Here is a 23,955-nt window from a genome sequence, read left to right on the forward strand (position 1 = left end):
GCCCCGCGCCCACCGGCCAGGAAGGCCGCCAACGCTCGCGCCGGAGACGCCGGATGGGAGGAGTTCTGAGAGGGAGGCGCTTTAGTTTCGCTTCGGCCAGCTCGCATCGTCGAGACGGCCGGCGCGCGGCTCCGGCGCGACTCCGTCGGCAAAAATGCGATCGAGCTGCGCCGCCGCCTCGCCACGCCCGCGCGCCTCGGCGATCGAGGCGAGGAGCGCCTGCTCGCCCGTGGGCGCATGGCCGGTCAATGGCAGGATCGGCCCGGCGAGCGGCCTGACCTGAAGCGCGGTCGGCAGGCCGAGCGTGACGGGAACGCTCGCCACCATCTGGTCGATCAGCCGCTCGATGCCGCCGGCCTGAAGCTCGGGATTGATCGGCGCGCCGGTGTCGGGCGCGACCGGCAGCGCGATCACGCTTTGCGCCGGCTGGCTCTCGAGCAGGCGGCGGATCAGAACATTAACGAAATGGGCGGCCTTGCGCGATCCGGCCGAAGTGAAATGGATGCCGTCGCCGAGCCGCAGCCGCGTGGTCTGGCCGGAGACGTCCGGCCCCATCGGGGTGTAGTGGTTTTCGGCGTCGACGAAAGCGTTCCAGAGATCGACATATTGCCCGCCGGCGCGCTCCACCCTTTGCCGGTAGAGTTCGTTGAAGGTGGCGAGATCGACCGAGAGCCGTCCGTTCTGCACCGGCGGCGCGCCGACCCAGATCAGCGGGACGCGCCTGGCCGCGAAGGCGGCCGTGACAGCATCGATGCGGTCGCGATAGAGTTCGAGCCAGCGCGGGCTGCCGGGCTCGTGCACGGTCTCGCCTTCGCGCAGCGCCTGGCGGTCGTTCAGCCCGAGCAGCATGACGCCGATGGTGATCTTCTGGTCGCTCGCGAGCAGTTCGGCCGCGACCTTGGGCCAGTCGTAGAAATCGCTGCGGACGAGGCCTGAATCCGGTTTCGCCTTGGCGATAACCGCGACGTCGGGCCGGTCGTTCAGCGCATCCTCCAGCCCGTCCGCCAGAAGGCTGCCGAGCGAATCGCCCATTACGACGATATGGTGGCTGACATCGACCTTGGGGATGACCGGATCGTCCCGTACCACCACGGCCGGCGCCCGCCGCTGCACGACCGGGGCGACGCGTTGGCGGCGCGGCTCGACGACGGGCCGCTGCTGCTGGCCGAAGAACCAGTTGCGGCCGCCCGGATTGACGGGGCGCGTCAGGAAGGCGTCGCCCTCGGCGAGCGAGGACGGCCCGCCCGTGACCAGCACGAGGCAGGCGGCGCTCAGCACCATGATGACGGAACGCGACCGCATCGGGCTCCAGCTCCCGCGCCGGAGGCGGCGCTTGGTCACGGATGATAGCGCGCGATCATGGCGAAGTCAGCGCTCCCCGCGCAGCTTCGCCAGCAGGGCCGGCGTCGGATAGCCGTCCGGGATTTCGCCGGCGCTGAGCTGGTATTGCCTGACCGCCTCGCGCGTGCCGGTGCCGATCCGCCCGTCTGCATCCTGATTGTAGAACCCGCGCGCCTTCAGCCGGCGCTGCAGATCCTGCGTGCCCACCTTGTCGAGGCGCGGCGCCTGCACCGGCCAGTCCGCCTGGATCGCGGGCCGGTTCATGATCCGGTCGCCGAGATGGCCGACCGCGAGCGCATAGGCGTCGGACGAGTTGTACTTCTTGATGACGTCGAAATTCTCGGTCAGCAGCAGCACCGGCCCGCGATGGCCGGCCGGGTAGAACAGCCGGCCCTCGCCCGAGGAAGGCAGCGCCCGCCCGTCGGCGCGCCTGACGCCGGCCGACGAGAAGCTGGCGAAGCTCGCCCTGTTGCGCTTATAGTCGAAGCCGTCCGGCAGCGTCACCTCGAGACCCCAGGGCAGGCCCGCGACCCAGCCATAGCCCTTGAGGTAATTCGCGGTTGAGGCGAGCGCGTCGGCGGTCGAGGTCCAGATGTCGGCATGGCCGTCGCCGGTCCAGTCGACGGCGTATTTCATGTAGCTCGACGGCATGAACTGGGTATGGCCCATCGCGCCGGCCCAGGAGCCGCGCAGCTCCGCGCGCTCGACATGCCCCTTCTCGATCAGTTCCAGCGCGGTCAGGAGTTCGTCGCGGAAGAAATCGCCGCGATAGCGGATCTGAGCCAGCGTCGCGAGCGAGCGGACGATGTCCTTGTCGCCCTTGAACGAGCCGTAATTGGTCTCCATGCCCCACACGCCGAGCACGATCTCCCTGGGCACGCCGTACTTGGCCTCGATCTGGGCGAGCACGCCGGCGTTGTCGTTGGCGGCGTCGCGCCCGCGCGGAATGCGGGTGCCGCCGATGGCGCTGTTGAGATAGCCCCAGATCGGTGCGGTGAACTCCGACTGCTTCTTCGTCAGCGCCACGATCGATGGATCGGGCGTCACGCCGCGAAACGCCAGGTCGAAGGTCGCCCGAGAGATGCCGCGCTGCTGCGCCAGCGGCCAGAGTCCCTTGAGGAAAGCATCGAAGGAGGCGCTCGCCGGTCTTGCCGCTGCGGCTGCGGCCGGTTTGGCGCCGGCGTTGATCGAGCCTGTCGTCTGGGCGAGGGCCGGAGCGAGGCTCGCAAGCGCCGCGACGACGATGACGGACAGGCGCATGGCTCGAACCTCGCTGGCGGGCGCATTGATAGTGCAGCGCGCACTGCGCCCGAACAAGGTTAACCATGGGTTAATTCATCCAATCTCGAAGCCGCCGCGGATTGAATGACTTGATGGCTCATGCCAGCTTTCATGGCATGAGCCATAAGCACGCCATGACGACCCGCATCATGCCGGATGGCAGGGCGGCTTGCGGGCTGAACTGCGCCGAAGTCACGGCGTCGAGTCAGGCGCTGAACTAATCATAGAAGCTGCCGGCGATGCGATCGTGCTGCGGACGTTGGATCAGGTCGTAAAGCGCGCTCAGGCATTGAGCCGGGACATTCTCGCCGGCCGGAAGAACGTCTCGGTCGATGACTTCCTGGCTGAGCGGCGCCGCGAAGCATGGGACGAGACGTCGTTCTCGATGCCTCGGCGCTGCTTGCGCTATTGCCTCGCGTTGACGCGTCGTATCGACGCGCCAGTCCTGACGGCGGAACGCCGCTGGCCGCTCATCGCCGAAGCGGCCAGCGTCCGCGTCGAGCTGATCCGCTAGACCGCGCGATCACACCGCGTTGCGCGTCCTGAGCTTTTCCTCCCAGTCCATCGCCTGGCGCACGATCTGTCCGAGATCGTCATGCTCCGGCGTCCAGCCGAGCTCCGCCCGGATGCGGTCGGCCTTGGCCACCAGCGAGGCCGGGTCGCCGGCGCGGCGCGGCGAGCGCTTCACCGGGAAATCGACGCCGGACACCTGCTTCACCACCTCGACCACCTCGGCGACCGAATAGCCGCGGCCATAGCCGCAGTTCAGCGTCAGGCTCGCCCCGCCGCCGCGCAGATGGTCGAGCGCGGCGAGATGGGCGCGGGCGAGGTCGGTGACGTGGATGTAGTCGCGCACGCAGGTGCCGTCCGCCGTGGCGTAGTCCGTCCCGAAGATCTCGAGCCCGGCGCGCTGGCCGAGCGCCGCCTGGCTCGCGACCTTGATCAGATGGGTCGCGTTCGGCGAGGACTGGCCCGAGCGGCCGCGCGGATCGGCCCCGGCGACGTTGAAATAGCGCAGCGCGACATAGGCGAGCCCATGGGCGCGGGCGACGTCCGCCAGCATCCACTCGCTCATCAGCTTGGAGCGGCCATAGGGGTTGATCGGGTTGAGCGCGATCTCCTCGGGCACCGGCGAGATCGCCGGCTCGCCATAGACCGCCGCCGTCGAGGAGAAGATCACGTGCTTCACGCCGCCGCGGACCGCGCTTTCCAGCAGCGCCCGCGTCTTCACCGTGTTGTTGAGATAGTAGCCGAGCGGATCGGAGACCGAGTCGGGCACGACGATGCGGGCGGCGAAATGCGCGATCTCCGTGACGTCATGCCCGGCGATGACGCGCTCGACCAGGGTCTGGTCGCCCATGTCGCCCTGGACCAGCGTCGCCTCCTTGGGCACCGCCCACCAGAATCCGGTCGAGAGATCGTCGAGGACCACGACCGTCTCGCCGCGATCGAGCAGCTCCAGCACCATATGGCTTCCGATATAGCCGGCGCCGCCCGAAACCAGGATGGCCATCGTCGCTCTGTCTCCCAAGACGGTTCGAGAAACCTGTCTACCGCAAAAAACGTTGACGGGGTCTCAAGCCCGGTCTGCTATTGGCCCGCATCGAACGACTCTGGCCTCGCTCACCGGCCGGTCGCATACTCCGCCCTGAACGCCGCAGGCCCGCGAAGCCAAGGCGAGCAAATGGATCTTTCATGTCGAAGAAAATTCGCAAGGCCGTGCTTCCCGTCGCGGGTCTCGGCACCCGGTTCCTGCCGGCCACCAAGGCAATTCCCAAGGAGATGCTGACCATCGTCGACCGGCCGGTCGTCCAGCACGTCGTCGACGAGGCGCGCGCCGCCGGCATCGAGCATTTCGTCTTCGTCACCGGGCGCAACAAGGCGGTGATCGAGGACCATTTCGACCTCGCCTACGAGCTCGACGACACGCTGCGCAAGCGCAACAAGACGCGCGAGCTGGAAAGCCTGCTCGCCGATCTGCCGGCCGCCGGCGCGACCAGCTTCACCCGCCAGCAGGGTCCGCTCGGCCTCGGCCACGCCGTCTGGTGCGCGCGCGACCTGATCGGCGACGACGAGCCCTTCGCGCTGCTCCTGCCCGACATGCTGCACCACAGCCACGGCAAGGGCTGCCTCGCCGAGATGATTGACGCCTACAACAAGCATGGCGGCAACCATATCGCCGTCGCCCCCGTGCCCGAGGATCAGACCCATCAATACGGCATCGTCGGCGTCGAGAATCGCGAGGCCAAGGTCTCGAAGGTCACCAAGATGGTCGAGAAGCCGCCCAAGGGCGCCGCGCCGTCCAACCTGCACATCACCGGGCGCTACATCCTGCAGCCGACGATCTTCAACCTTCTGGCCAACCAGGAGCCCGGCGCCGGCGGCGAGATCCAGCTGACCGATTCGATGATCGCATTGTCGCGGCTGGAGCCGTTCCATGCCGTGCGCTTCGACGGCGACATCTACGACACCGGCTCCAAGATCGGCTTCCTGACCGCCAACATCGCCTATGCTCTCGGGCGCGGCGATCTCGGCCCGGAACTGCGCCGCGAGATCGAGCGCCTGCTCGACAGCTGATTGCGGTCGCTCGGAGCCCCCCGCATGAGCGACAATCCGCCGGTCTTCGACCGCAGCCTCGCAAGGCTGCGGCTGCGGCGGGCGCTCGCCGCCGGCTATCCGGATTTCCTGCTGGCGCGCGTGGCGGGCGATCTCGAGGAGCGTCTGGCCGCCGTGCTGCGCCGGTTCGGTCGCGCGGCCGATCTCGGCACGGCCCTGCCCGTGACGCGCGCGGCCCTGCTCGCGCGCAGTGACGCACTTTGGCGCATGGCCGAGACGCCGGATGCGAGCGCCGATTTCGTCGGCGATCTCGAAGCGCTGCCGCTGGCCCCGACCTCGATCGACCTCGCTGCCTCGCTGCTGGCGCTGCAAGGCGTCAACGACCTGCCGGGCGCGCTCGTCCAGATCAGGCGAGCCCTGAGGCCGGACGGGCTCTTCATCGGCTGCCTGCTCGGCGGCCGCAGCCTGAACGAATTGCGCCAGGCGCTGCTGGAGGCCGAGATCGCCACCACCGGCGGCGCAAGTCCCCGCATTGCCCCCTTCGCCGATCTGCGTGACATGGGAACGCTGCTGCAGCGTGCCGGCTTCGCCCTGCCCGTCGTCGACAGCGAACTCGTCACGGTGCGCTATGGCGACATGCTCGCCCTGCTGCGCGACCTGCGCGCGCTCGGCTGGACGAACGCGCTGATCGACCGCAAGCCGGGGAGCTTGCGCCGCGACACGCTTATACAGGCCGCGCAGCTCTATACGGAGCGTTTCGCCGACCCGGACGGCCGCCTGCGCGCCAGTTTCGAGATCGTCTGGCTCTCGGGCTGGGCCCCGCATGAAAGCCAGCAGAAGCCGCTCAGGCCGGGCTCCGCCAAGGCGCGGCTGGCGGACGCGCTCGGCGTGCCGGAGCGAAGCGTCGGCGACGAGGCAGGATCGTGACGGGCGGGAGACCGGAATGAGCAACCGCAAACCGCGCCTGAGCCGCGCCGACTTCAGGCTGTTCCGCCCGATCACGACCCGCTGGCACGACAACGACGTCTTCGGCCACGTCAACAACGTCGTCTATTATTCCTGGTTCGACACAGCCGTCTGCGCCTGGCTGGTCGAGAACGGCCATCTCGACGTCGCCGGCAGTGCGGTCGTCGGCTTGGTGGTCGAGACGACCTGCACCTATTTCGAGAGCACGGCCTTCCCTGAAATCGTCGAGGCCGGTCTCGCGGTCGAGCGGCTCGGTTCCAGCTCCGTGACCTATCGCATCGGGATTTTTCGCGCGCGCGGCGAGCAGGCCGCGGCGCAGGGCCTGTTCACCCATGTCTATGTCGAGCGCGAGACGCAAAGGCCGGTCGCGATACCCGGCGCGCTGCGCGCCGCCCTGCAGCGGATCGGCGGCTGAAGGCTGGCCGCCGGCCCGGAATGCGTTGTCTCCCGGACGCACACGCGCTATTGCCCGCGCGAACCTCGCCGGCCCGCCAGGAACCGCCCGTGATCCCCAACGCCATCGCCATCACCCCGCAGCTCGTCGCCGAGCATGGCCTCAGGCCCGACGAGTACCAGCGCTTCCTGCATCTGATCGGGCGCGAGCCGACGATCACCGAGCTCGGAATCGTCTCGGCGATGTGGAACGAGCACTGCTCCTACAAATCCTCGAAAATCCATCTCAAGACGCTGCCGACCAAGGCGGCGTGGGTGATCCAGGGGCCGGGCGAGAATGCCGGCGTCATCGACATCGGCGACGGGCTCGCCATCGTCTTCAAGATGGAGAGCCACAACCACCCCTCCTTCATCGAGCCCTATCAGGGCGCGACGACCGGCGTCGGCGGCATCCTGCGCGACGTCTTCACCATGGGCGCGCGGCCGATCGCGGTGCTGGACGCGCTGCGTTTCGGCTCGCCCGACCATCCGCGCACGCGCCATCTGGTCTCGGGCGTCGTCGCCGGCATCGGCGGCTACGGCAATTCCTTCGGCGTGCCCAATGTCGGCGGCGCGACCGGCTTCCACTCGCGCTATGACGGCAACATCCTCGTCAACGCCATGGCGGTCGGCATCGCGAAGGCCGACGAGATCTTCTACGCCAAGGCGTCGGGCGTCGGCAAAGCCATCGTCTATCTCGGTTCCAAGACCGGCCGCGACGGCATCCATGGCGCGACCATGGCCTCGGCCGCCTTCGGCGACGGCGCCGAGGAGAAGCGCCCGACCGTGCAGGTCGGCGACCCCTTCGCCGAAAAGCTCCTGCTGGAGGCCTGCCTCGAGATCATGGCCGCCGGCCATGTCGACGCCATCCAGGACATGGGGGCCGCCGGTCTGACCTGCTCGGCCGTCGAGATGGGCGCCAAGGGCGACCTCGGCGTGGAGCTCGACCTCGACGCGGTGCCCTGCCGCGAGGACGGCATGAGCGCCTATGAGATGATGCTGTCGGAAAGCCAGGAGCGCATGCTCATGGTGATCAAGCCCGGTCATGAGGAGCCGGCCGAGGCGATTTTCCGGAAATGGGGGCTGGATTTCGCCGTCGTCGGCCACACCACCGACACGCTGCGCTTCGTCGTGAAGCACCAGGGCGAGACCATGGCCGACCTGCCGATCAAGGAGCTCGGCGACGAGGCCCCCGAATACGACAGGCCCTGGGTCGAGACGCCGAAGCTGCAGCGCATCGCGGCCGAAAGCGTCGTGCCGCCGATGTCGAGCGCGGACGCGCTGCTCAAGCTGATCGGCTCGCCCGATCTTTCGTCGAAGCGCTGGATCACCGAGCAGTACGACACGCTGATCCTCGGCAATTCGGTGATCGTGCCCGGCGGCGACGCCGGGCTGATCCGCATCGAGGACGGCCCCAAGGGGCTCGCCATGTGCGCCGACGTGACGCCGCGCTATTGCGAGGCCGACCCGTTCGAGGGCGGCAAGCAGGCCGTGGCCGAAGCGTATCGCAACCTCACCGCCGTCGGCGCGACGCCGCTCGCCGTGACCGACAACCTGAATTTCGGCAATCCGGAGCGGCCCGAGGTGATGGGCCAGCTCGTCGGCTGCATCCGCGGCATCGGCGAAGCCTGCCGCGCGCTCGACTTCCCCGTCGTCTCCGGCAACGTCTCGCTCTACAACGAGACCAACGGCGTCTCGATCCTGCCGACCCCCACCATCGGCGGCGTCGGCGTCCTGGCCGACGTGACGAAGCACGCGACGACCGCCTTCAAGGCCGAGGGCGAGGCGATCATCCTGATCGGCGAGACGAAGGGTTGGCTCGGGCAGAGCGCCTGGCTCGCCACGATCTGCGGCCGCGAGGAAGGGGCGCCGCCCCCGGTCGATCTCGCGGTCGAGCGCAAGAACGGCGATTTCGTGCGCGGGCTGATCACGGCCGGACAGGTTACGGCCTGCCACGACCTCTCCGATGGCGGTCTTGCGGTGGCGCTGGCCGAGATGGCGATGGCGCACGGCATCGGCGCGGTGGTCACCGCCCTTCCCGCCGGCCCAAGCCACGCCGCGCTCTTCGGCGAGGATCAGGCGCGCTATCTCGTGACGGCGCCTGCGGCCTCGGCCGATGGCGTTCTGAATGAGGCCGGCGCGGCCGGCGTTCCGGCGCTGGCGATCGGCACGACCGGCGGGACCGCGCTGGCCCTGCCCGGCGAGACGCCGCTTGCCATCGCGGCGCTGAAGAGCGCCCATGAGACCTGGCTGCCCGACTACATGTCCGGCAAGGCCGCCTGAGGAGTTTGCCATGCCGATGGACGCGCGCGATATCGAGACGATGATCAAGGCGGCGCTGCCCGACGCCGTCGTCGAGATCAAGGATCTCGCCGGCGACGGCGACCATTACGCCGCGACCGTGACCTCGGCCGCCTTCGCCGGCAAGTCCAGGGTCCAGCAGCACCAGATGGTCTATGCCGCGCTGCAAGGAAACATGGGCGGCGTGCTGCACGCCCTTGCGCTGACGACGGCGGTTCCCCAGAATTAGGGTCCTATGATTTCCGCGGAGGCTGCCATGCCGGCCGACACGCTCCACGAGGACGATATCGTCGCCTGGGCCGAGCAGCAGGCGCAGGCGATCCGCGAACTTGCGCGCACGCGGCCTGACCTGTCGAACGCCGTCGATTGGAACAACCTGGCGGAGGAGATGGACTCGTTGGGTCGGACAGAGACGCGCGCTTTCACCGGCCCCCTGCGCCAGTTCCTGATTCATCTCGCAAAAGCCTTGTCGTCGCGAACCGCGAGCCTGAGAGGTTGGCGGAGCGAATGCCTTAATTTCCAGGGGCTGGCGCGAGACGCCTTCACCAACTCGCTGCGGCAGACAGTGAATCTGGATCAGGTGTGGAACGACGCGCTTCGACAGGCCGATGCCGCGCTGGCCGTTTTCGAAGAGACCCTCGCGCGGGATCTGCCTCGGGCCTGCCCGCTTTCGCTCGACGAACTTATCGATCAAGACATGGACCTCGATCGGGCCATAGCGATCGTGTCCAGCCGTATCGGTCGAGCTAGGTCAGAGTTACTCATTGAAAAGGACGAGCCCCCATGACCGACATCAACGCCCGCATCGACGCCGAAGTGAAGTCCTCCGACGTCGTCGTCTTCATGAAGGGCACGCCGCAATTTCCGATGTGCGGCTTCTCCGGCCAGGTCGCGCAGATCCTCGGCTATCTCGGCGTGCCCTGGAAGGGCGTCAACGTGCTCGAGGACATGGAGATCCGCGAGGGCATCAAGGCCTATTCGAACTGGCCGACGATCCCGCAGCTCTACGTCAAGGGCGAGTTCATCGGCGGCTGCGACATCACGCGCGAGATGTTCCAGGCCGGCGAGCTGCAGGCGCTGCTCGAAGAAAAGGGCATCGCGGTCAAGCAGGCGAGCTGAGCGTTCAGGTTTCGGCGCAGGGCGGCAGCTCGTCCAGCGCCGCCCACAGCGCCGTCGGCAATGTCGGCGACCTCTCGCTCAGCGCGATGCAGCCGCGCCGCCCCTCGGCCACGACCTTCGGTTTTAATGTCGCATTGTCGAAGACCCGCCACCGATCGGCCTGGTCGATGTAGACGGGCAGGTTGGCAATCGCGCGATCGAAGCGGCGGCGCACGTCCGTCTCGGCAACGTCATGCCCGCCCTCACTGACCCGCCTGGCGATGCGCGTCAGCGAGATCTCCGGCGACGCAACCAGGAAAAACAGCAGATTGATGGCGAAGCCGGCTTCACGGGCGGCTGCTATCGTCCGCAGATGCGTCTTTCCGGACAGGGTCGTTTCGATCGAAAACGACTTGCTCTCCTCGATCAATGAGCGCGTCATTTCCAGAGCGACCCTGGCGGCCCGCTGCTGCTCGGCTGCGGGTTCGAGCGGCGAGAGACCGCGCGCGATCTCGTCGAGATTGACGAAACGTGTGCTGCCGGAAACAGCCTTGATGTGCCGGAACGCATAGGTCGTCTTGCCGACGCCGTTCGGGCCGGCGACGATCCAGAATTGCGGGCGCTCGCTGCTCATGCCGCTTGGCTAGCACGCGCGCGGGGCAACCGTCACGTCAAGCCGCGGCGCAGTCCGCCTGCGGCTTCGTTACGCGTTGCCGCTATGCCGCGAACCTCTCCGGCTTCCCGACCGGCCTGATCGGCCGGCGCACCAGTTCGCCGCCGCAGTTCGGCAGGCGCCCTGGAAGCGCGCTTCGGCACAGTCAGCGCAGAATGTGCGCTCTAACGCGCGGATCATCGCGTCGCGCGCTTCCGGCGGCAGGTCGCGGTCGCAGCATTCGCAGTTGGACCGCAGTTGCAGCATCCATGTCTCTCCATCGGCCGAAGCCAACATGGCCGCTTAGCCAACGCGCCAAAGCGGCGGGTCCGTTGATGGGAGCGCATCACCCCTGGCGATCACTTCACCAGCAACCAGTCCTCGATCACCAGCGCATCCAGCCCGCTGGTATAGAACATCAGGATCGCGTCCTCGGCCGTGTGCAGGATCGGCTTGCCCATGATGTTGAACGAGGTGTTGAGAATCACCGGCACGCCGGTCAGCGCGTGGAATTCCGAGATCAGCGCGTGGTAGCGCGGGTTGCGCTCGGCCGTGACGCTCTGCAGCCGCCCGGTGAAATCCTCGTGCACAACGGCCGGCACGCGGTGGCGCACCGCCTCCTTCCAGACCAGCGTCCGCTCCATATAGGGCGCGTCCTGATAGGCCTCGAACCAGTCCGCGCCCTGCTCGGCCAGGATCGAGGGCGCGAACGGGCGGAACGCCTCGCGGTATTTCACCTTGGCGTTGAGGATGTCCTTGGCGTCCGCCGGGCGCGGATCGGCCAGGATCGAGCGGTTGCCGAGCGCGCGCGGACCGAATTCGGCCTTGCCCTGCACCCAGCCGACCAGCTTGCCCTCGGTCAGCAGTTTTGCCGTGACGGGCGCGACCTCGTCTGGCGCGAGCTTGCGCAGCCGCTTCTCCCAGTCCCGCATGCGCTCGAAAGGCTCGGTCGAGACGGTCGAGCCGAGATAGGGCGTCATCGGTCCCTTGGGCGCGCGCCAGTCCGGATTGGCCTGCTTGTGGCTCAGCCATGCCGCGCCGATCGCGTTGCCGTCATCGGCCGGCGCCGAGGGCACGAAGACGTCGCAAAAGCCGTGGCGGCCGACGATCTTTCCGTTGAAAGAGGAGTTCAGCGCGCAGCCGCCGGCAAGGACAAGATTCTCCGACGGCGCTAGCGCCGCCGCCTCGCCGAGCAGCGCCTCCATCATCTCGGCGAAGACATCCTGCCCGCAGCGGGCGAGATCGGCCCAGCCCCGGTCGAGCGCGTCGGCTGGACGAAGCGACAGGATCTCCGCCGCCACGGCCTGCACGACATCGGCCTTGGCGAAGGACAGCTTGTGCCGCTCGATCCGGTAGAGCTGGCGCAGCAGCCCCATCAGCCGCTCGTCGGTCCGGCCATAGGGCGCGAGCCCCATGATCTTCCATTCCTCTCCCTTGGCCTGGTCGAAACCGGCGAGATCGGTGACGAGACCGAAATAGAAGCCGATCGATTCGCGTCCGCGATGGCGCTTGACCTCGGTGATCTCGCCGTCCTTCAGCGCGAAGATCGCCGACGCCCCGGTCTCGCCCATGCCGTCGACGACGAGGCAGGCGGCATCCGTGAAGGGCGAGGACCAGCAGGCATAGGCCGCGTGGCTGAGATGATGGCCGTGGCGCGTGAGGCCGGTGACGTTCGCCGCCCCAAAGGCCCGGTCGAGCCCGAGCAGCGTGCCGATGCCGGCGCGCTGCTGCGACAGATGCAGCGAGGCGATGAAGGCGCGCTCGCTGCGCTCGGGCACCAGCGAACGGTTGAGCTCGGGCGAGAGCCTGAGCAGCGCGTCGAGCGAGAACGAGCCGGCGCGGTCCATCTGGTCGAGGAAGCCGGCGAACGCCTCGCCCCAGCTCGTGGCGAGGCGGACGGGCGCGCCCTTCGGAATGTAGCGCTTCAGCAGCCCTTCCATGCGCGGCGCCGAATCCGGCTCGCAGTTCGGCGCGCGCTTGTATTGCAGGTAGCGCTCCGTCGCCTCGGCGAAGAGCACCGCGCCGTCGGGACCGACGATGGCGATGGCGGGATCGTGGAAGGTGGTGGCGAGGCCGATCGTATAGGTCATGGCCGGGAGCGTATGGAACAGGCGGGCGAGCGAGGCAATCTCCGCCGGGAGATGTTGTCGTGTCGCCGTCACTCACCTGGTCGTGGGTTCCGGGCTATCGCTGTGCGAGCACCGGAATGACGATGGTTCAGCCCCCGATCGCGGCGCGACCAGCGCCTTCGCATCGGCGCTCGCCCGGGCCCTGCGGGATCGCCGGTTCGCAACCCTCGCGGGGGACCGGCAGGCTGACCGGCATGCGCTCGACCTTGCACGCAGCGCGCAGCCGCTGGAAGGCTTTCGCCTGCGGATCGGCGTGATAGCCGAGCTTTCCCGATCCTGTCGTCGGCCGGCCGGTTCCCCGAAAGCGGGATCGGGCGCAAGCTCCGGCCGCTGATTGACCTTCACGGCCGCGACCTCGCCACGCGCCAGCGGAGCCATAGCGGCCGCCGTTTTTCGGGGCGCGCCGCGGGATGCGGAATTGCCGGCGTCGCCCGCGCCGGAGTAGAAGGCCGCGACGCCGCCTGCCGCGGTCGGCACAACGGCTCCGTTGGCGGCGACGAATTTCGATCGAGACGTCATGGCAATCCTCGAAGCACGCAAGCCCTCAGAACAGGAAAGACCGTCGTGAGCAATCGCATGTGGGGTGGGCGTTTCGCCTCGGGTCCCGACGCCGTCATGGAGGAGATCAACGCCTCCATCGATTTCGACAAGCGCCTCTGGCGTCAGGACATCAGGGGCTCGCTCGCGCATGCCGCCATGCTGGCCGAGACCGGCATCCTGACGGCTGAGGACGTGGCCGCGATCAGCGCCGGGCTCAAGCAGGTCCAGGACGATATCGAGGCCGGAACCTTCACGTTCTCGCGCGCGCTCGAGGATGTCCACATGAACGTCGAGAGCCATCTCAAGGACAGGATCGGCCTCGCCGCCGGCAGGCTCCACACCGCCCGCTCGCGCAACGACCAGGTCGCGACCGACATGCGGCTCTGGGTCCGCGACACCCTCGACGAGATCGACGGCCAGATGGCCGATCTCCAGCAGGCGCTGGCCGAGAAGGCCGATGCCCATGCCGGCTCGGTGATGCCGGGCTTCACCCATCTGCAATCGGCCCAGCCCGTCACCTTCGGTCATCATCTGCTCGCCTATGTCGAGATGTTGTCGCGCGATCGCGGCCGGGTCCGCGACGCCCGCGAGCGGCTTAACGAATGCCCGCTCGGCGCGGCCGCGCTCGCCGGAACCTCCTTCCCGATCGACCGGCACATGACGGCCCTCGCGCTCGGTTTCGACCGCCCGACGGCCAACTCGCTCGATTCGGTTTCCGACCGCGATTTCGTTCTGGAGACGCTGGCCGCGGCCTCGATCTGCGCCATGCACCTGTCGCGGCTGGCCGAGGAGATCGTGCTCTGGGCGACGCCGCAATTCGGTTTCGTGCGGCTCTCCGACAAGTTCTCGACCGGCTCCTCGATCATGCCGCAGAAGCGCAATCCCGACGCGGCCGAGCTGGTGCGCGGCAAGGCCGGCCGCGTCTTCGGCGCGCTGCAGGCGCTGCTGACGATGATGAAGGGCCTGCCGCTGACCTATTCCAAGGACATGCAGGAGGACAAGGAAGGCACGTTCGATGCCCTCCAGACCCTCTCGCTCTGTCTCGCGGCCATGGCCGGCATGGTCCGCGACATGGAGCCGGACCTCAAGACGATGAAGAAGGCCGCCGGCCTCGGCTACGCCACCGCGACCGACCTCGCCGACTGGCTGGTGCGGGTGCTGAAGATGCCGTTCCGCGACGCCCACCACGTCACCGGCCGGCTCGTCGGCATCGCATCGGCGAAGAAGATCGGGCTGGAGAAGCTGTCTCTGGCGGAGATGCAGGCGGTCGAGCCGCGGATCACCGACGCGGTTTTCGCGGTGCTCGGCGTCGAGCGGTCGGTGAAGAGCCGCGTCAGCTATGGCGGCACCGCGCCGACCAATGTCCGCCGCCAGGCCAAGCGCTGGCTGCGGCAGTTGGCGAAGGAACGGGGCTGAGCCCATTCCGTCGTGCTCGGAATTGTCCCGACCGTGACGGAGCGCGGCTGCCTCCTAACGTCCGCCGTCGCCATGCCCTCGCATCCTGCCCCTCCATTCGCTACAGTCCCCGCCATGCTTCGTCCGAGGGTTTGCTTTCGTGCCGTATGACCGCCTGAAACTGGGCCGCGCCGTTCTCGTCGCCGGCCTCATCGGCCTGTCGCTCGCCGCCTGCGGGCGCAAGGGGCCGCTGGAAGCGCCGCCCAATGCGACGAACGCGATCGCGCTGCCCGAAAAGGATGTCGGCGGCGCCGAGGAGCAGGCCGCCGCAGCGAGCCAGGCCTCGCCCTTCGGCAAGCCGGCCAGGGCGAGCCGCGCCTTCACGGTGCCCGAGACCCGCTTCGTGCTCGACCCCCTGCTCTGAGCCGACGATGCATCATTTCAGCTATCGCAATGGCGCCCTCTTCGCAGAGGACGTCGCCCTGACCGCCATCGCGGAGGCCGTCGGCACGCCGGTCTATGTCTATTCCTCGGCCACGATCGAGCGGCACTACCGATTGTTCGAGGGCGCCGTGACGGCGGCCGCGCCCGGCGGCAAGGCCCATGTCTTCTACGCCGTGAAGGCCAACGGCAATCTCGGCGTGCTGAAGACGCTGGCCGCGCTCGGGGCCGGCGCCGACACCGTCTCCGAGGGCGAGGTCCGCAAGGCGCTGCTCGCCGGCTTCCCGCCCGACAGGATCGTCTTCTCCGGCGTCGGCAAGAGCGAGAGCGAACTGCGCTTCGCCGTCGAGGCCGGCATCTATCAGGTCAATATCGAGACCGAGGGCGAGCTCGATGCGCTCTCGCGGGTCGCGGCCGCCCTCGGCAAGCGCCAGGAGGCCGTGTTCCGGGTCAATCCCGATGTCGGGGCCGGCGGCCACGCCAAGATCACCACCGGTTCGTCCGAGAACAAGTTCGGCGTCTCCTTCGACGAGGTCGGCCGGCTTTATGCCCGCGCCGCCAACCTGCCGGGCGTCCGCATCATGGGCCTCGCCTTGCATATCGGCAGCCAGATCCGCGAGACCGAGGCGTTCGAGGCGGCCTATGCCAAGATGGCGACGCTGGTCGGCAGCCTGCGGACCGAGGGCCACCGTGTCGATCGGCTCGATCTCGGCGGCGGCCTCGGCATCCCCTACGACATCCCGCCGGCCTTCAACGACGAGGGTTTCGACCACGGCGCCTCGCTGATCGAGGCCTATGCCGTGATGGTCGGCCGCATCGCGCATGGCCTCGATGTCGAGCTCGGCTTCGAGCCCGGCCGCCTGATCGTCGGCAATGCCGGCATCCTGCTGACCCGCGTGCTGCATCTCAATCCGCGCCCGACCAGGCAGTTCCTCGTCGTCGACGCGGCGATGAACGACCTCGTCCGGCCGGCGATGTACGAGGCCTATCACGAGATCTGGCCGGTTACCGAGCCCGCCGCGGATGCGGCCACCACGGCCTACGACGTGGTCGGGCCGATCTGCGAATCGGGCGACACCTTCACCGCCGGCCGCGAATTGCACGATCGGAAGCCCGGTGACCTGATCGCCTTCATGACCGCCGGAGCCTATGGCGCCAGCATGTCATCGACCTACAACCAGCGCCTGCTCGTCGCGGAAGTGCTTGTGAAGGGAGAGGAATTCGCCGTGACCCGGCCGCGCCAGAGCTATGAGGAACTGCTCGGCACGGATCGTGCGCCGCCCTGGCTGCCCTGAGCCCGGTTCACGAAACGCGGAGCCGGCTGTGGGCAAGGCCCATTCGCTGTGGCCTTGCCATATTCGCGTGCTAGCGTGTCTGATCTGGCGAGGTCGACAGAAGCGGCCACGGTTCATAGCGGCGAGAGGCGGCTCGGAGCGACGGCATGAATGAGGCGCAGCGCTCCAGGGCGCTTGATCCGATCGAACTCGTCCGGCGGCGGCTCGGCCGTCTGGCGGTGGCGTCCCGCATCTCGCTCGGCTGGGAGCGGCTCTGGCCCCGCCTCTGGATCCCCGCCGCGATCACCCTCTCCTTCCTCGCGCTGTCCTGGTTCGGCTTCTGGACGCTGCTGCCCTGGCAGGGCCGCGCGCTCGGCGTCGCGCTCTTCGCGGCCGCGCTCGCCGCCAGCCTGATCCACATCGCCCGCATGGCCCTGCCGACGCGGCGCGACGCCCTGGCGCGGCTCGATCAGTCGCTCGCCGGAGCCCACCGTCCCGCATCGGCGCTGGAGGACAGCCTCGCCGTCGGCACGGGCGATCCGGTCTCGCAGGCGCTCTGGAAGCTGCATGTCGAGCGCCAGGGCGCGCGCGTCGCCGGCCTCAAGGTCGCCGCGCCGCGACCGCTGATGGCCGGCCGCGACAAATTCGCCTTGCGCGCCGTCCCCGTTCTCGCCGCCGTCACCGCCCTCTTCGTCGCAGGCCACGAGACTGGCCCGCGCCTTGCGGCTGCCTTCGACTGGCGTGGTCCGCAGGCTCCCGCACCGGCGATCCGCATCGATGCCTGGATCGATCCGCCGGCCTATACCCGCCTGCCGCCGATCCTGATCGACTTCGCCCGTCTCCAGAGCCCGACGATCAGCGCGCCGGAGAAATCCACCATCGTCGTGCGCATCGCCGGCAAGACCAGCATGGATGTCGCCACCGCCGGCCGGCTCGAGGTGTTCGTGCCGCCCGAGGACAAGGCGGCGGCCGGCAATCCCCAGGCCGCCGCACCCAAGCCCGCGCCAGCCGCGCCGGCCACGCCCGCCGTGCTGGAAAAGCGCTTCACCCTGACCGGCAGCGGCACGCTGCGCATCACCGGCCCGGGCGCGCCGAACCAGACGCTGACCCTGACCGCGATCGCCGACCAGCCGCCGCAGATCAGCTTCGCCGAACCGCCCAAGCCCGTCACCGGCCCGCAGGCCGGCGGCCTGACGCTGACCTATCGCGCCAGGGACGATTACGGGATCAGCGCCGCCGAGGTGCTGGTCTCGCGCACCGGCCCGCCCTCGACCGGGCGCTCGCTGGTCGAGCCGCCGAAGCAGTCGCTCGGCGTGCCGTCCTCGCCGACCGGAGAGGAGGAGATGAAGAGCACGGTCGACTTCGCCGCCCATCCCTGGGCCGGCGCGAAGGTGCGCATGACGCTGGTCGCGCGCGACGAGGCCGGGCAGGAAGGCCGCAGCGAGCCGGCCGAGGTCACGCTGCCGCAGCGCACCTTCACCAAGCCGCTCGCCAAGGCGCTGGTCGAGCAGCGCCGCAAGCTGGTCATGGATGTCGAGGACCGGCGCAAGGTCCAGCTCGCCATGGACGCGCTGCTGATCGAGCCCGATCTCTTCATGAAGGAGGCCGGCGTCTATCTCGGCATGCGCATGATCAACGAGCGCCTGCGCCGCTCGAGCTCCGACGACCAGCTCCGCGAGGTCGCCGAGCTGATGTGGGCGATGGCCCTGCAGCTCGAGGACGGCGACCTCTCCGACGCGGAGCGGGCGCTGCGCGCGGCTCAGGAAAACCTGCAGCAGGCGCTGGAGCGCGGCGCCTCCGAGGACGAGATCAAGAAGCTCACCGACGAGATGCGCAAGGCGCTCGACAATTTCATGCGCCAGCTCGCCGAGCAGATGCAGCGCCAGCAGCAGAACGGCGACCAGCGCGACCAGGCGCAGCTTCCGGAGAATTTCCGGACCGTCACGCCGCGCGACCTGCAGAACATGCTCAACCGTATCGAGGAGCTCTCGAGGCGCGGCGACATGGCCGAGGCGCAGCGCCTGATGGAAGAGCTCAACCAGATGCTCAACAACCTGCAGATGGCCCGGCCCGGCCAGCAGGATCCGCGCCAGCGCGAGATGAACCAGGCGCTGTCGGACCTCGACCGCATGACCCGCGAGCAGCAGCAATTGCGCGACGAGACCTTCCAGCAGGAGCAGCAGCGCCAGAACCGGGCGCAGCGCCAGCGGCCCGGCCAGCAGCAGGCCCGCCCCGGCCAGCAGGGCCAGCGCCAGCAGGGGCAGCAGCAAGGCCAGCGCCAGCGCGGCCAGCAACCGGGCCAGCAGCCGGGCGACCAGGGCGAAGGCGAAGAAGGAGAGAACGGCGAAGGCCAGCAGGGCGAGAACGGACAGGGTCAGGGCCAGGGCCTGGCCCAGCGCCAGCAGGCCCTGCGCGAACGCCTGCAGGAGCTGCAGCGCCGCATGCGCGGCATGGGCGCGCCGGAGCAGGGCGAGCTCGGCGAGGCCGAGGACGCGATGGGGCAGGCGCAAGGCCAGCTCGGCCAGGGCCAGGGCGAAAGCGCGCTGGATTCGCAAGGCCGCGCGCTGGAGGCGCTGCGCAAGGGCGGCCAGAACCTCGCCCAGCAGATGCAGCCCGGCCAGCCGGGCGATCCCGGCGACGGCACGGAGGGCGCGTTCGGCGAGCCCGACGGCCAGCCGGCCGGCCGCCCCTCGGCCCAGCAGCGCGGCCGCGATGACCCGCTCGGCCGCCCGCAGCGCCAGCGCGACTGGGCCGACGGCCGCGTCCGCGTGCCGGGCGCCGACGAAAGCGCGACCCAGCGCGCCCGCCGCATCCTCGAAGAGCTTCGCCGCCGCCTCGGCGACCCGACGCGGCCGATGGAAGAGCTCGACTATCTGGAGCGGTTGCTGCGACGGAACTGAGCGCGTTTCCCTTATCCCCTTGCGGGAGAAGATGGCGCGCGGCGCCGGATGAGGGATGGTCGCATCGCCTGAATGACGCGTCTCTGCTCGCGTGGCGCGCAGCCTCATCCGTCAGCGCTCCGCGCCACCTTTTCCCTTGGGGGTTCCTCAGCGAAAAGAGTTCTGGCGTTGAGGTTCGATCGCTGATTCACCTCGCGGTGGGAGCGGGGCGATCGGCATGTCGGATCAGACGTTTTGGTTGAGGCGTTTCTGGATTCCCGGCGTCGACGAGGCTCGGGTCTGATCCGCACGGCATGCGGCATGCGTGAACTCGGCGCGGGTCCAGGACGCCGAGATGATGCCCGCAGCCGTCGCCGGTGACGAGGCCGCCGGCCTCATCGGCTTCGCCGCCGTCTACAACCTCGGGCGCGCCAGCATCACAACCCCGGGCTGATCGGTCCGCCCGGCTCGCCAATCACATCGGCACACCCGGCCAGGCCCCGCAAACCGCCGCGCCAATCTCCGCGAGATCAAGCGGGGACACGTTTCGCATAGAAATCCCCGTGGGGAGCAGGAACCGCGCTCCGCGCTTGCATCATCCCGTCGCAATCGGCAGGTTGCATGCGGCTCGGACAGGGAACGACGCGATGCAGTTCAGCGGTTTCGACATCGTGGTGGTTGTGCTGGTCGCGCTGGTCATCCTCACCGTCGCGCTCGGCGTGCGCACCATCCCGCAGGGCTACAACTATACCGTCGAGCGCTTCGGCCGCTATGCCCGCACGCTCGGCGCGGGCTTGGGCCTGATCATCCCCTATATCGAGCGCATCGGCCACAAGGTGAACGTCATGGAGCAGGTGCTCGACGTTCCCTCGCAGGAGGCGATCACCAAGGACAATGCCGGCGTGCGCATCGACGCCGCGGCTTTCTACCAGGTGCTCGACGCCGCCAAGGCGCGCTACGAGGTCTCCAATCTCGACCAGGCGCTGATGACGCTGACCATGACCAATATCCGCACCGTGGTCGGCTCGATGGACCTCGACCAGTTGCTCTCGCATCGCGACGAGATCAACGAGCGGCTGCTTCGCGTGATGGACGCCGCGGCCTCCCCCTGGGGCGTCAAGATCACCCGGATCGAGATCAGGGACATCCTGCCGCCGGCCGACATCGCCGGCGCGATGAACCGCCAGATGAAGGCCGAACGCGAAAAGCGCGCCGCCGTGCTGGAGGCGGAGGGGTTGCGACAGGCCGAGATCCTCAAGGCCGAAGGGCAGAAGCAGTCGCAGATCCTCGCCGCCGAGGGCCGGAAAGAGGCCGCCTTCCGCGACGCCGAGGCGCGCGAGCGCTCGGCCCAGGCCGAGGCCGCCGCGACCGCGATGGTCTCGGACGCGATCGGCAAGGGCGACATCCAGGCCGCGAACTTCCTCGTCGCCGAGCGCTATACCGACGCGATCAAGGCGATCGCGACGAGCCACAACAGCAAGGTGGTGATCGTGCCGATCGAGGCCGCCGCGCTCGCCGGCACCGTCGGGGGCATCGCGCAGCTGACCAAGGCCGTCTTCGGCGAGGATGCGGTCGAGGCCAGGCGCGGCTCGGCGCCGCCGGCCGGCCGCGGCGGAGCGTAGGCCGCCATGCTGGAATGGATCGCATCATTCGGCGGCTGGAGCTGGGTCGTGCTCGGCCTGCTGCTCATCGGCGGCGAGATGCTGGCCCCCGGCGTCTTCCTGATCTGGCTCGGCCTCGCGGCGCTGGTCACCGGCGTCGTGGTCGGCGCGACCGGCATGGCCTGGCAGGGCGCGGCGCTGGTCTTCGCGGCGCTCTGCGTCGTCAGCGTGCTGGCGGGCCGCAGCCTGACGCGCCGGCGCGGCGACGAGCCCGACGCCGCGACCGGCCTGAACGATCGCGGCCGGCAGCTCATCGGCAAGGTTTTCCGGCTGGAGGCGACCATGCTGGGAGGCGAGGGCCGCATCCGCGTCGGCGATTCGTCCTGGCGCGTCACCGGGCCGGAACTGCTCGCCGGAGCCGAGGTCAGGGTGGTGCGCGTCGACGGCGCGACGCTCGTCGTCGAGAAGGCCTGAGCTTGCGCGGTACCAAAGAGTATCCGCTCGAAAGCATGGCGCGTCCCCTTCCCCCGCTTGCGGTGGGGAAGGGTTAGGGATGGGGGGCCGAACGACCGGGTGAGCCCATCGTGATCGAGGTCGTACCCGGTCGGACTGACCTCCACCCCAGCCCTCCCCACCGCAAGCGGGGGGAGGGGGCAGAGAAGCATGGCGCTCACGACGAGCTTTCGCCAGAAAGCGGTTGTGCGCTGCGAAGGCAGGTCTTAGCCAAGGCCCGACGACAGCTCCCGCACCCGGCCCGACGATCCATGATCCCCGACACCGACCGCCTGTCCTTTCCGAAGGATCGCATCCGCGTCCTGCTGCTGGAAGGCATCAACGATTCCGCCGCGAACCTGCTGCTGGCGGCCGGCTACACCAACATGACGCGGCTGCCCAAGGCGCTGGACGAGGCCGAGCTCCTGAAGGCGGTCGAGAAGACGCATATCCTCGGCATCCGCTCGCGCACCCAGCTGACCGAGGCCGTCCTCGCCAGGGCGAGCCGGCTGTTCGCGGTCGGCTGTTTCTCGGTCGGCACCAACCAGGTCGATCTCAGGGCGGCCGCCATGCGCGGCGTGCCGGTCTTCAACGCGCCCTTCTCGAACACCCGCAGCGTGGCCGAGCTGACGATCGGCGAGATCGTCATGCTGCTGCGCAAGATCACCGACCGCTCGGTCTCGGCCCATGCCGGCGGCTGGGACAAGTCGGCCGACGGCTCCTTCGAGGTGCGCGGCAAGATTCTCGGCATCGTCGGCTATGGCAGCATCGGCAGCCAGCTCTCGACCTTGGCCGAGGCGATGGGCATGCGGGTGATCTATTACGACCACACCGACAAGTTGCGTCACGGCAACACCGATTCGGTCGCGAGCCTCGACGAGCTGCTCGGCTGGAGCGACATCGTCTCGCTGCATGTGCCCGAGACGCCGGCGACGGCGGGCATGATCGGCGCGGCCGAGCTCGCGACGATGCGGCCGGGCTCCTATCTGATCAACAATTCGCGCGGCACGGTGGTCGATCTCGACGCGCTCGCCGCCGCGATCCGCTCGGGTCACATCGCGGGCGCGGCGGTCGACGTATTTCCCATCGAGCCTGCCTCCAACGCGGACCGCTTCGTCTCGCCGCTGCAGGGCCTGCCCAACGTCATCCTGACGCCGCATGTCGGCGGCTCGACGGAGGAAGCGCAGGAGCGCATCGGCGCGGAGGTCGCGCGCAAGATCGTCGAATACTCCGATGTCGGCTCGACGCTGGGCGCGGTCAATTTCCCTCAGGTGCAGTTGCAGCCGCGGCCGAGCGGCACGCGCTTCATCCATGTCCAGCGCAACGTGCCGGGCATGCTGCGGCGGCTGAACGACGTCTTCGCCAGCCGCAACCTCAACATCGCGGCGCAGAACTACCAGACCGATGGCGAGCTCGGCTATGTCGTGATGGAGGCCGACCCGATCGGCGAGGTCGCGCGCGAGATCCTGGAGGAGATCCGTCAGCTCGACGGCACGATCCGGGCGCGGCTGCTCTACGAGCGGAGGTGACGATCCTGCCGCTTGCGCGGCCGGGGGAAGAGTGCAACCTATCGTAGCGTAAGGCTTGTCTCCGGACAGCTCGGCTCGATGCGGCGGCAGGTTCACGATGGCGACGACTCCGAAAAAATCGGCGAAGAAGGCTTCCGCCAGGAAGAAGGCCGCCGCCAAGCTCGAAATCGTGGTCGAGGGCGATTCCTGGGAGCATCTGCCCGATCTCGGCCTGAAGTCGCTGCCGATCGTCGGCGGCTCGAACTACGATCTCTCCCGCGCGCTCGCCGATCGGGGCCATGTCATCCACAACATCGCCTATTGGGGCGACACGATCGCCGCCATCGCGGATGCCGGGGACTATCTCAAGGCGCTCCGCAAGACCGGCGCGCGCCTGCTTCTGCTCGGCGGCGGCGGCAACGATCTGCTCGGCGACGGCAAGATGAAGGGCTATCTGCGCCTCTACATCGCCGAGCGTCCGGTCGAAGACTATGTCCTCGACAGCTATTATCAGGCGGTCAGGCGCGTCATCCTCGATTTCGAGCGGATCATGGCCGCCATCGCGGCCGACACGACGCTGAAATCGGTCAAGGTCATCGTCCACGGCTACGACTATGTCGAGCCGATGCGGCTGGGCTGGATCGGCGAGCCGATGAAGTTCGTCGGCATCGACTATCTCAAGATCGACCTGCAGCGCGCCATCGTGAAGGTGATGCTCGACGCCTTCAACGAGGAGCTCGAGGCTTTCGCACGGCGCCACCCATCGGTCGTCTATGTCGACTTCCGCTATCGGGTGAAGGGCCGCTGGCACGACGAGATGCATCCGACCAAGGCTGCTTTCGCCGACCTCGCGGCGATGATCGAGGCCAGGCTGGCCTGACGATCCCGGGCTAGGGCATCGGACCGAAAAGTGGAATCCACTTTTCGGATGAATCCGATGCTTGAACAAAGATATAGATCGCCACTTTGCGTCCGATAGGACGCATGGCGATCTAGAGCATGCTGATTTTTAGCGGAATCGGGGATTCGCAAATCGGCTTGATCGTGATTCAAGATGCCTGCCGGGAGA

The 23,955-nt window shown here is 68.4% G+C and carries 21 protein-coding genes and 1 pseudogene; 16 read left to right on the forward strand and 6 right to left on the reverse strand.

Translation table 11 applies throughout. The annotated features are described in order from the left end of the window. Nucleotides 1–81: 81 nt before the first annotated feature. Nucleotides 82–1,302, reverse strand: coding sequence for an SGNH/GDSL hydrolase family protein (locus AC1RRW_RS21885; RefSeq protein WP_492903781.1), 1,221 nt, complete (start codon nt 1,300–1,302; stop codon nt 82–84). Nucleotides 1,303–1,368: 66 nt separating this feature from the next. Further along, a complete protein-coding gene (locus AC1RRW_RS21890; protein ID WP_492903783.1) occupies nt 1,369–2,601 on the reverse strand; it encodes a lytic murein transglycosylase in 1,233 nt (410 codons plus the stop codon). Nucleotides 2,602–2,791: 190 nt separating this feature from the next. On the opposite strand from AC1RRW_RS21890, the gene AC1RRW_RS21895 reads away from it, so the two are divergent. Beyond that, nucleotides 2,792–3,136 (forward strand): hypothetical protein, encoded by a 345-nt coding sequence (locus AC1RRW_RS21895; RefSeq protein WP_492903785.1) that lies wholly within the window; start codon nt 2,792–2,794, stop codon nt 3,134–3,136. 9 nt (nt 3,137–3,145) lie between these two features. Here the strand turns inward: AC1RRW_RS21895 and galE are convergent, their stop codons facing one another. After that, complete coding sequence (gene galE / locus AC1RRW_RS21900; protein WP_492903786.1) at nt 3,146–4,135, reverse strand: UDP-glucose 4-epimerase GalE; 990 nt, start codon at nt 4,133–4,135, stop codon at nt 3,146–3,148. 182 nt (nt 4,136–4,317) lie between these two features. On the opposite strand from galE, the gene AC1RRW_RS21905 reads away from it, so the two are divergent. The 7 genes from AC1RRW_RS21905 (at nt 4,318) to grxD (ending at nt 9,996) form a co-directional block, all read left to right on the forward strand. Beyond that, nucleotides 4,318–5,199, forward strand: coding sequence for a UTP--glucose-1-phosphate uridylyltransferase (locus AC1RRW_RS21905; RefSeq protein WP_492903788.1), 882 nt, complete (start codon nt 4,318–4,320; stop codon nt 5,197–5,199). A 24-nt stretch (nt 5,200–5,223) separates the two neighbouring features. After that, nucleotides 5,224–6,105, forward strand: a complete 882-nt coding sequence (locus tag AC1RRW_RS21910) for a methyltransferase domain-containing protein (RefSeq protein ID WP_492903790.1) — start codon at nt 5,224–5,226, stop codon at nt 6,103–6,105. 16 nt (nt 6,106–6,121) lie between these two features. Beyond that, complete coding sequence (locus tag AC1RRW_RS21915; RefSeq protein WP_492903791.1) at nt 6,122–6,559, forward strand: acyl-CoA thioesterase; 438 nt, start codon at nt 6,122–6,124, stop codon at nt 6,557–6,559. Nucleotides 6,560–6,648: 89 nt separating this feature from the next. After that, nucleotides 6,649–8,859 (forward strand): phosphoribosylformylglycinamidine synthase subunit PurL, encoded by a 2,211-nt coding sequence (gene purL, locus AC1RRW_RS21920; RefSeq protein ID WP_492903792.1) that lies wholly within the window; start codon nt 6,649–6,651, stop codon nt 8,857–8,859. 10 nt (nt 8,860–8,869) lie between these two features. Next, nucleotides 8,870–9,106 (forward strand): BolA family protein, encoded by a 237-nt coding sequence (locus tag AC1RRW_RS21925; protein WP_492903794.1) that lies wholly within the window; start codon nt 8,870–8,872, stop codon nt 9,104–9,106. A gap of 27 nt (nt 9,107–9,133) precedes the next feature. Then, nucleotides 9,134–9,664, forward strand: coding sequence for a DUF29 domain-containing protein (locus tag AC1RRW_RS21930; protein ID WP_492903796.1), 531 nt, complete (start codon nt 9,134–9,136; stop codon nt 9,662–9,664). Next, nucleotides 9,661–9,996 carry a Grx4 family monothiol glutaredoxin gene (gene grxD, locus AC1RRW_RS21935; protein ID WP_492903798.1) on the forward strand — a complete coding sequence of 112 codons (336 nt, stop codon included), beginning with the start codon at nt 9,661–9,663 and terminating at the stop codon, nt 9,994–9,996. Before AC1RRW_RS21930 ends, grxD begins: the two co-directional genes overlap by 4 nt. A gap of 4 nt (nt 9,997–10,000) precedes the next feature. Here grxD and AC1RRW_RS21940 read toward each other — a convergent pair whose 3' ends face one another. The 3 genes and pseudogenes from AC1RRW_RS21940 to AC1RRW_RS21950 form a co-directional block, all read right to left on the reverse strand. After that, entirely contained in the window at nt 10,001–10,609 is a 609-nt protein-coding gene (locus AC1RRW_RS21940) for an ATPase (RefSeq protein WP_492903800.1), read from the reverse strand. A gap of 82 nt (nt 10,610–10,691) precedes the next feature. Then, nucleotides 10,692–10,894, reverse strand: a pseudogene (locus tag AC1RRW_RS21945) (DUF1272 domain-containing protein). Nucleotides 10,895–10,986: 92 nt separating this feature from the next. After that, nucleotides 10,987–12,717 carry a carbamoyltransferase family protein gene (locus AC1RRW_RS21950; RefSeq protein WP_492903802.1) on the reverse strand — a complete coding sequence of 577 codons (1,731 nt, stop codon included), beginning with the start codon at nt 12,715–12,717 and terminating at the stop codon, nt 10,987–10,989. Nucleotides 12,718–13,320: 603 nt separating this feature from the next. Here AC1RRW_RS21950 and argH point away from each other — a divergent pair. The 8 genes from argH to AC1RRW_RS21990 all read left to right on the forward strand — a co-directional run bounded on the left by argH (nt 13,321) and on the right by AC1RRW_RS21990 (nt 23,766). Then, complete coding sequence (argH, locus tag AC1RRW_RS21955; RefSeq protein WP_492903803.1) at nt 13,321–14,712, forward strand: argininosuccinate lyase; 1,392 nt, start codon at nt 13,321–13,323, stop codon at nt 14,710–14,712. A 139-nt stretch (nt 14,713–14,851) separates the two neighbouring features. Then, nucleotides 14,852–15,115, forward strand: coding sequence for an LPS translocon maturation chaperone LptM (gene lptM / locus AC1RRW_RS21960; RefSeq protein WP_492903805.1), 264 nt, complete (start codon nt 14,852–14,854; stop codon nt 15,113–15,115). A 7-nt stretch (nt 15,116–15,122) separates the two neighbouring features. Then, nucleotides 15,123–16,427, forward strand: a complete 1,305-nt coding sequence (gene lysA / locus AC1RRW_RS21965) for a diaminopimelate decarboxylase (RefSeq protein WP_492903807.1) — start codon at nt 15,123–15,125, stop codon at nt 16,425–16,427. A gap of 146 nt (nt 16,428–16,573) precedes the next feature. Continuing rightward, a complete protein-coding gene (locus AC1RRW_RS21970) occupies nt 16,574–19,306 on the forward strand; it encodes a TIGR02302 family protein (RefSeq protein ID WP_492903808.1) in 2,733 nt (910 codons plus the stop codon). Between the two features lie 626 nt (nt 19,307–19,932). Beyond that, on the forward strand, nt 19,933–20,907 hold the full coding sequence (locus tag AC1RRW_RS21975) for an SPFH domain-containing protein (RefSeq protein WP_492903810.1): 975 nt from the start codon (nt 19,933–19,935) through the stop codon (nt 20,905–20,907). 6 nt (nt 20,908–20,913) lie between these two features. Then, nucleotides 20,914–21,360, forward strand: a complete 447-nt coding sequence (locus AC1RRW_RS21980; protein ID WP_492903812.1) for an NfeD family protein — start codon at nt 20,914–20,916, stop codon at nt 21,358–21,360. A 290-nt stretch (nt 21,361–21,650) separates the two neighbouring features. Next, nucleotides 21,651–22,907, forward strand: coding sequence for a phosphoglycerate dehydrogenase (serA, locus tag AC1RRW_RS21985; protein ID WP_492903814.1), 1,257 nt, complete (start codon nt 21,651–21,653; stop codon nt 22,905–22,907). A 97-nt stretch (nt 22,908–23,004) separates the two neighbouring features. Then, a complete protein-coding gene (locus AC1RRW_RS21990) occupies nt 23,005–23,766 on the forward strand; it encodes a hypothetical protein (protein WP_492903815.1) in 762 nt (253 codons plus the stop codon). Nucleotides 23,767–23,955 lie beyond the last annotated feature (189 nt).

Source organism: Allobosea sp. GW821-FHT12C12 (genome assembly GCF_058807355.1).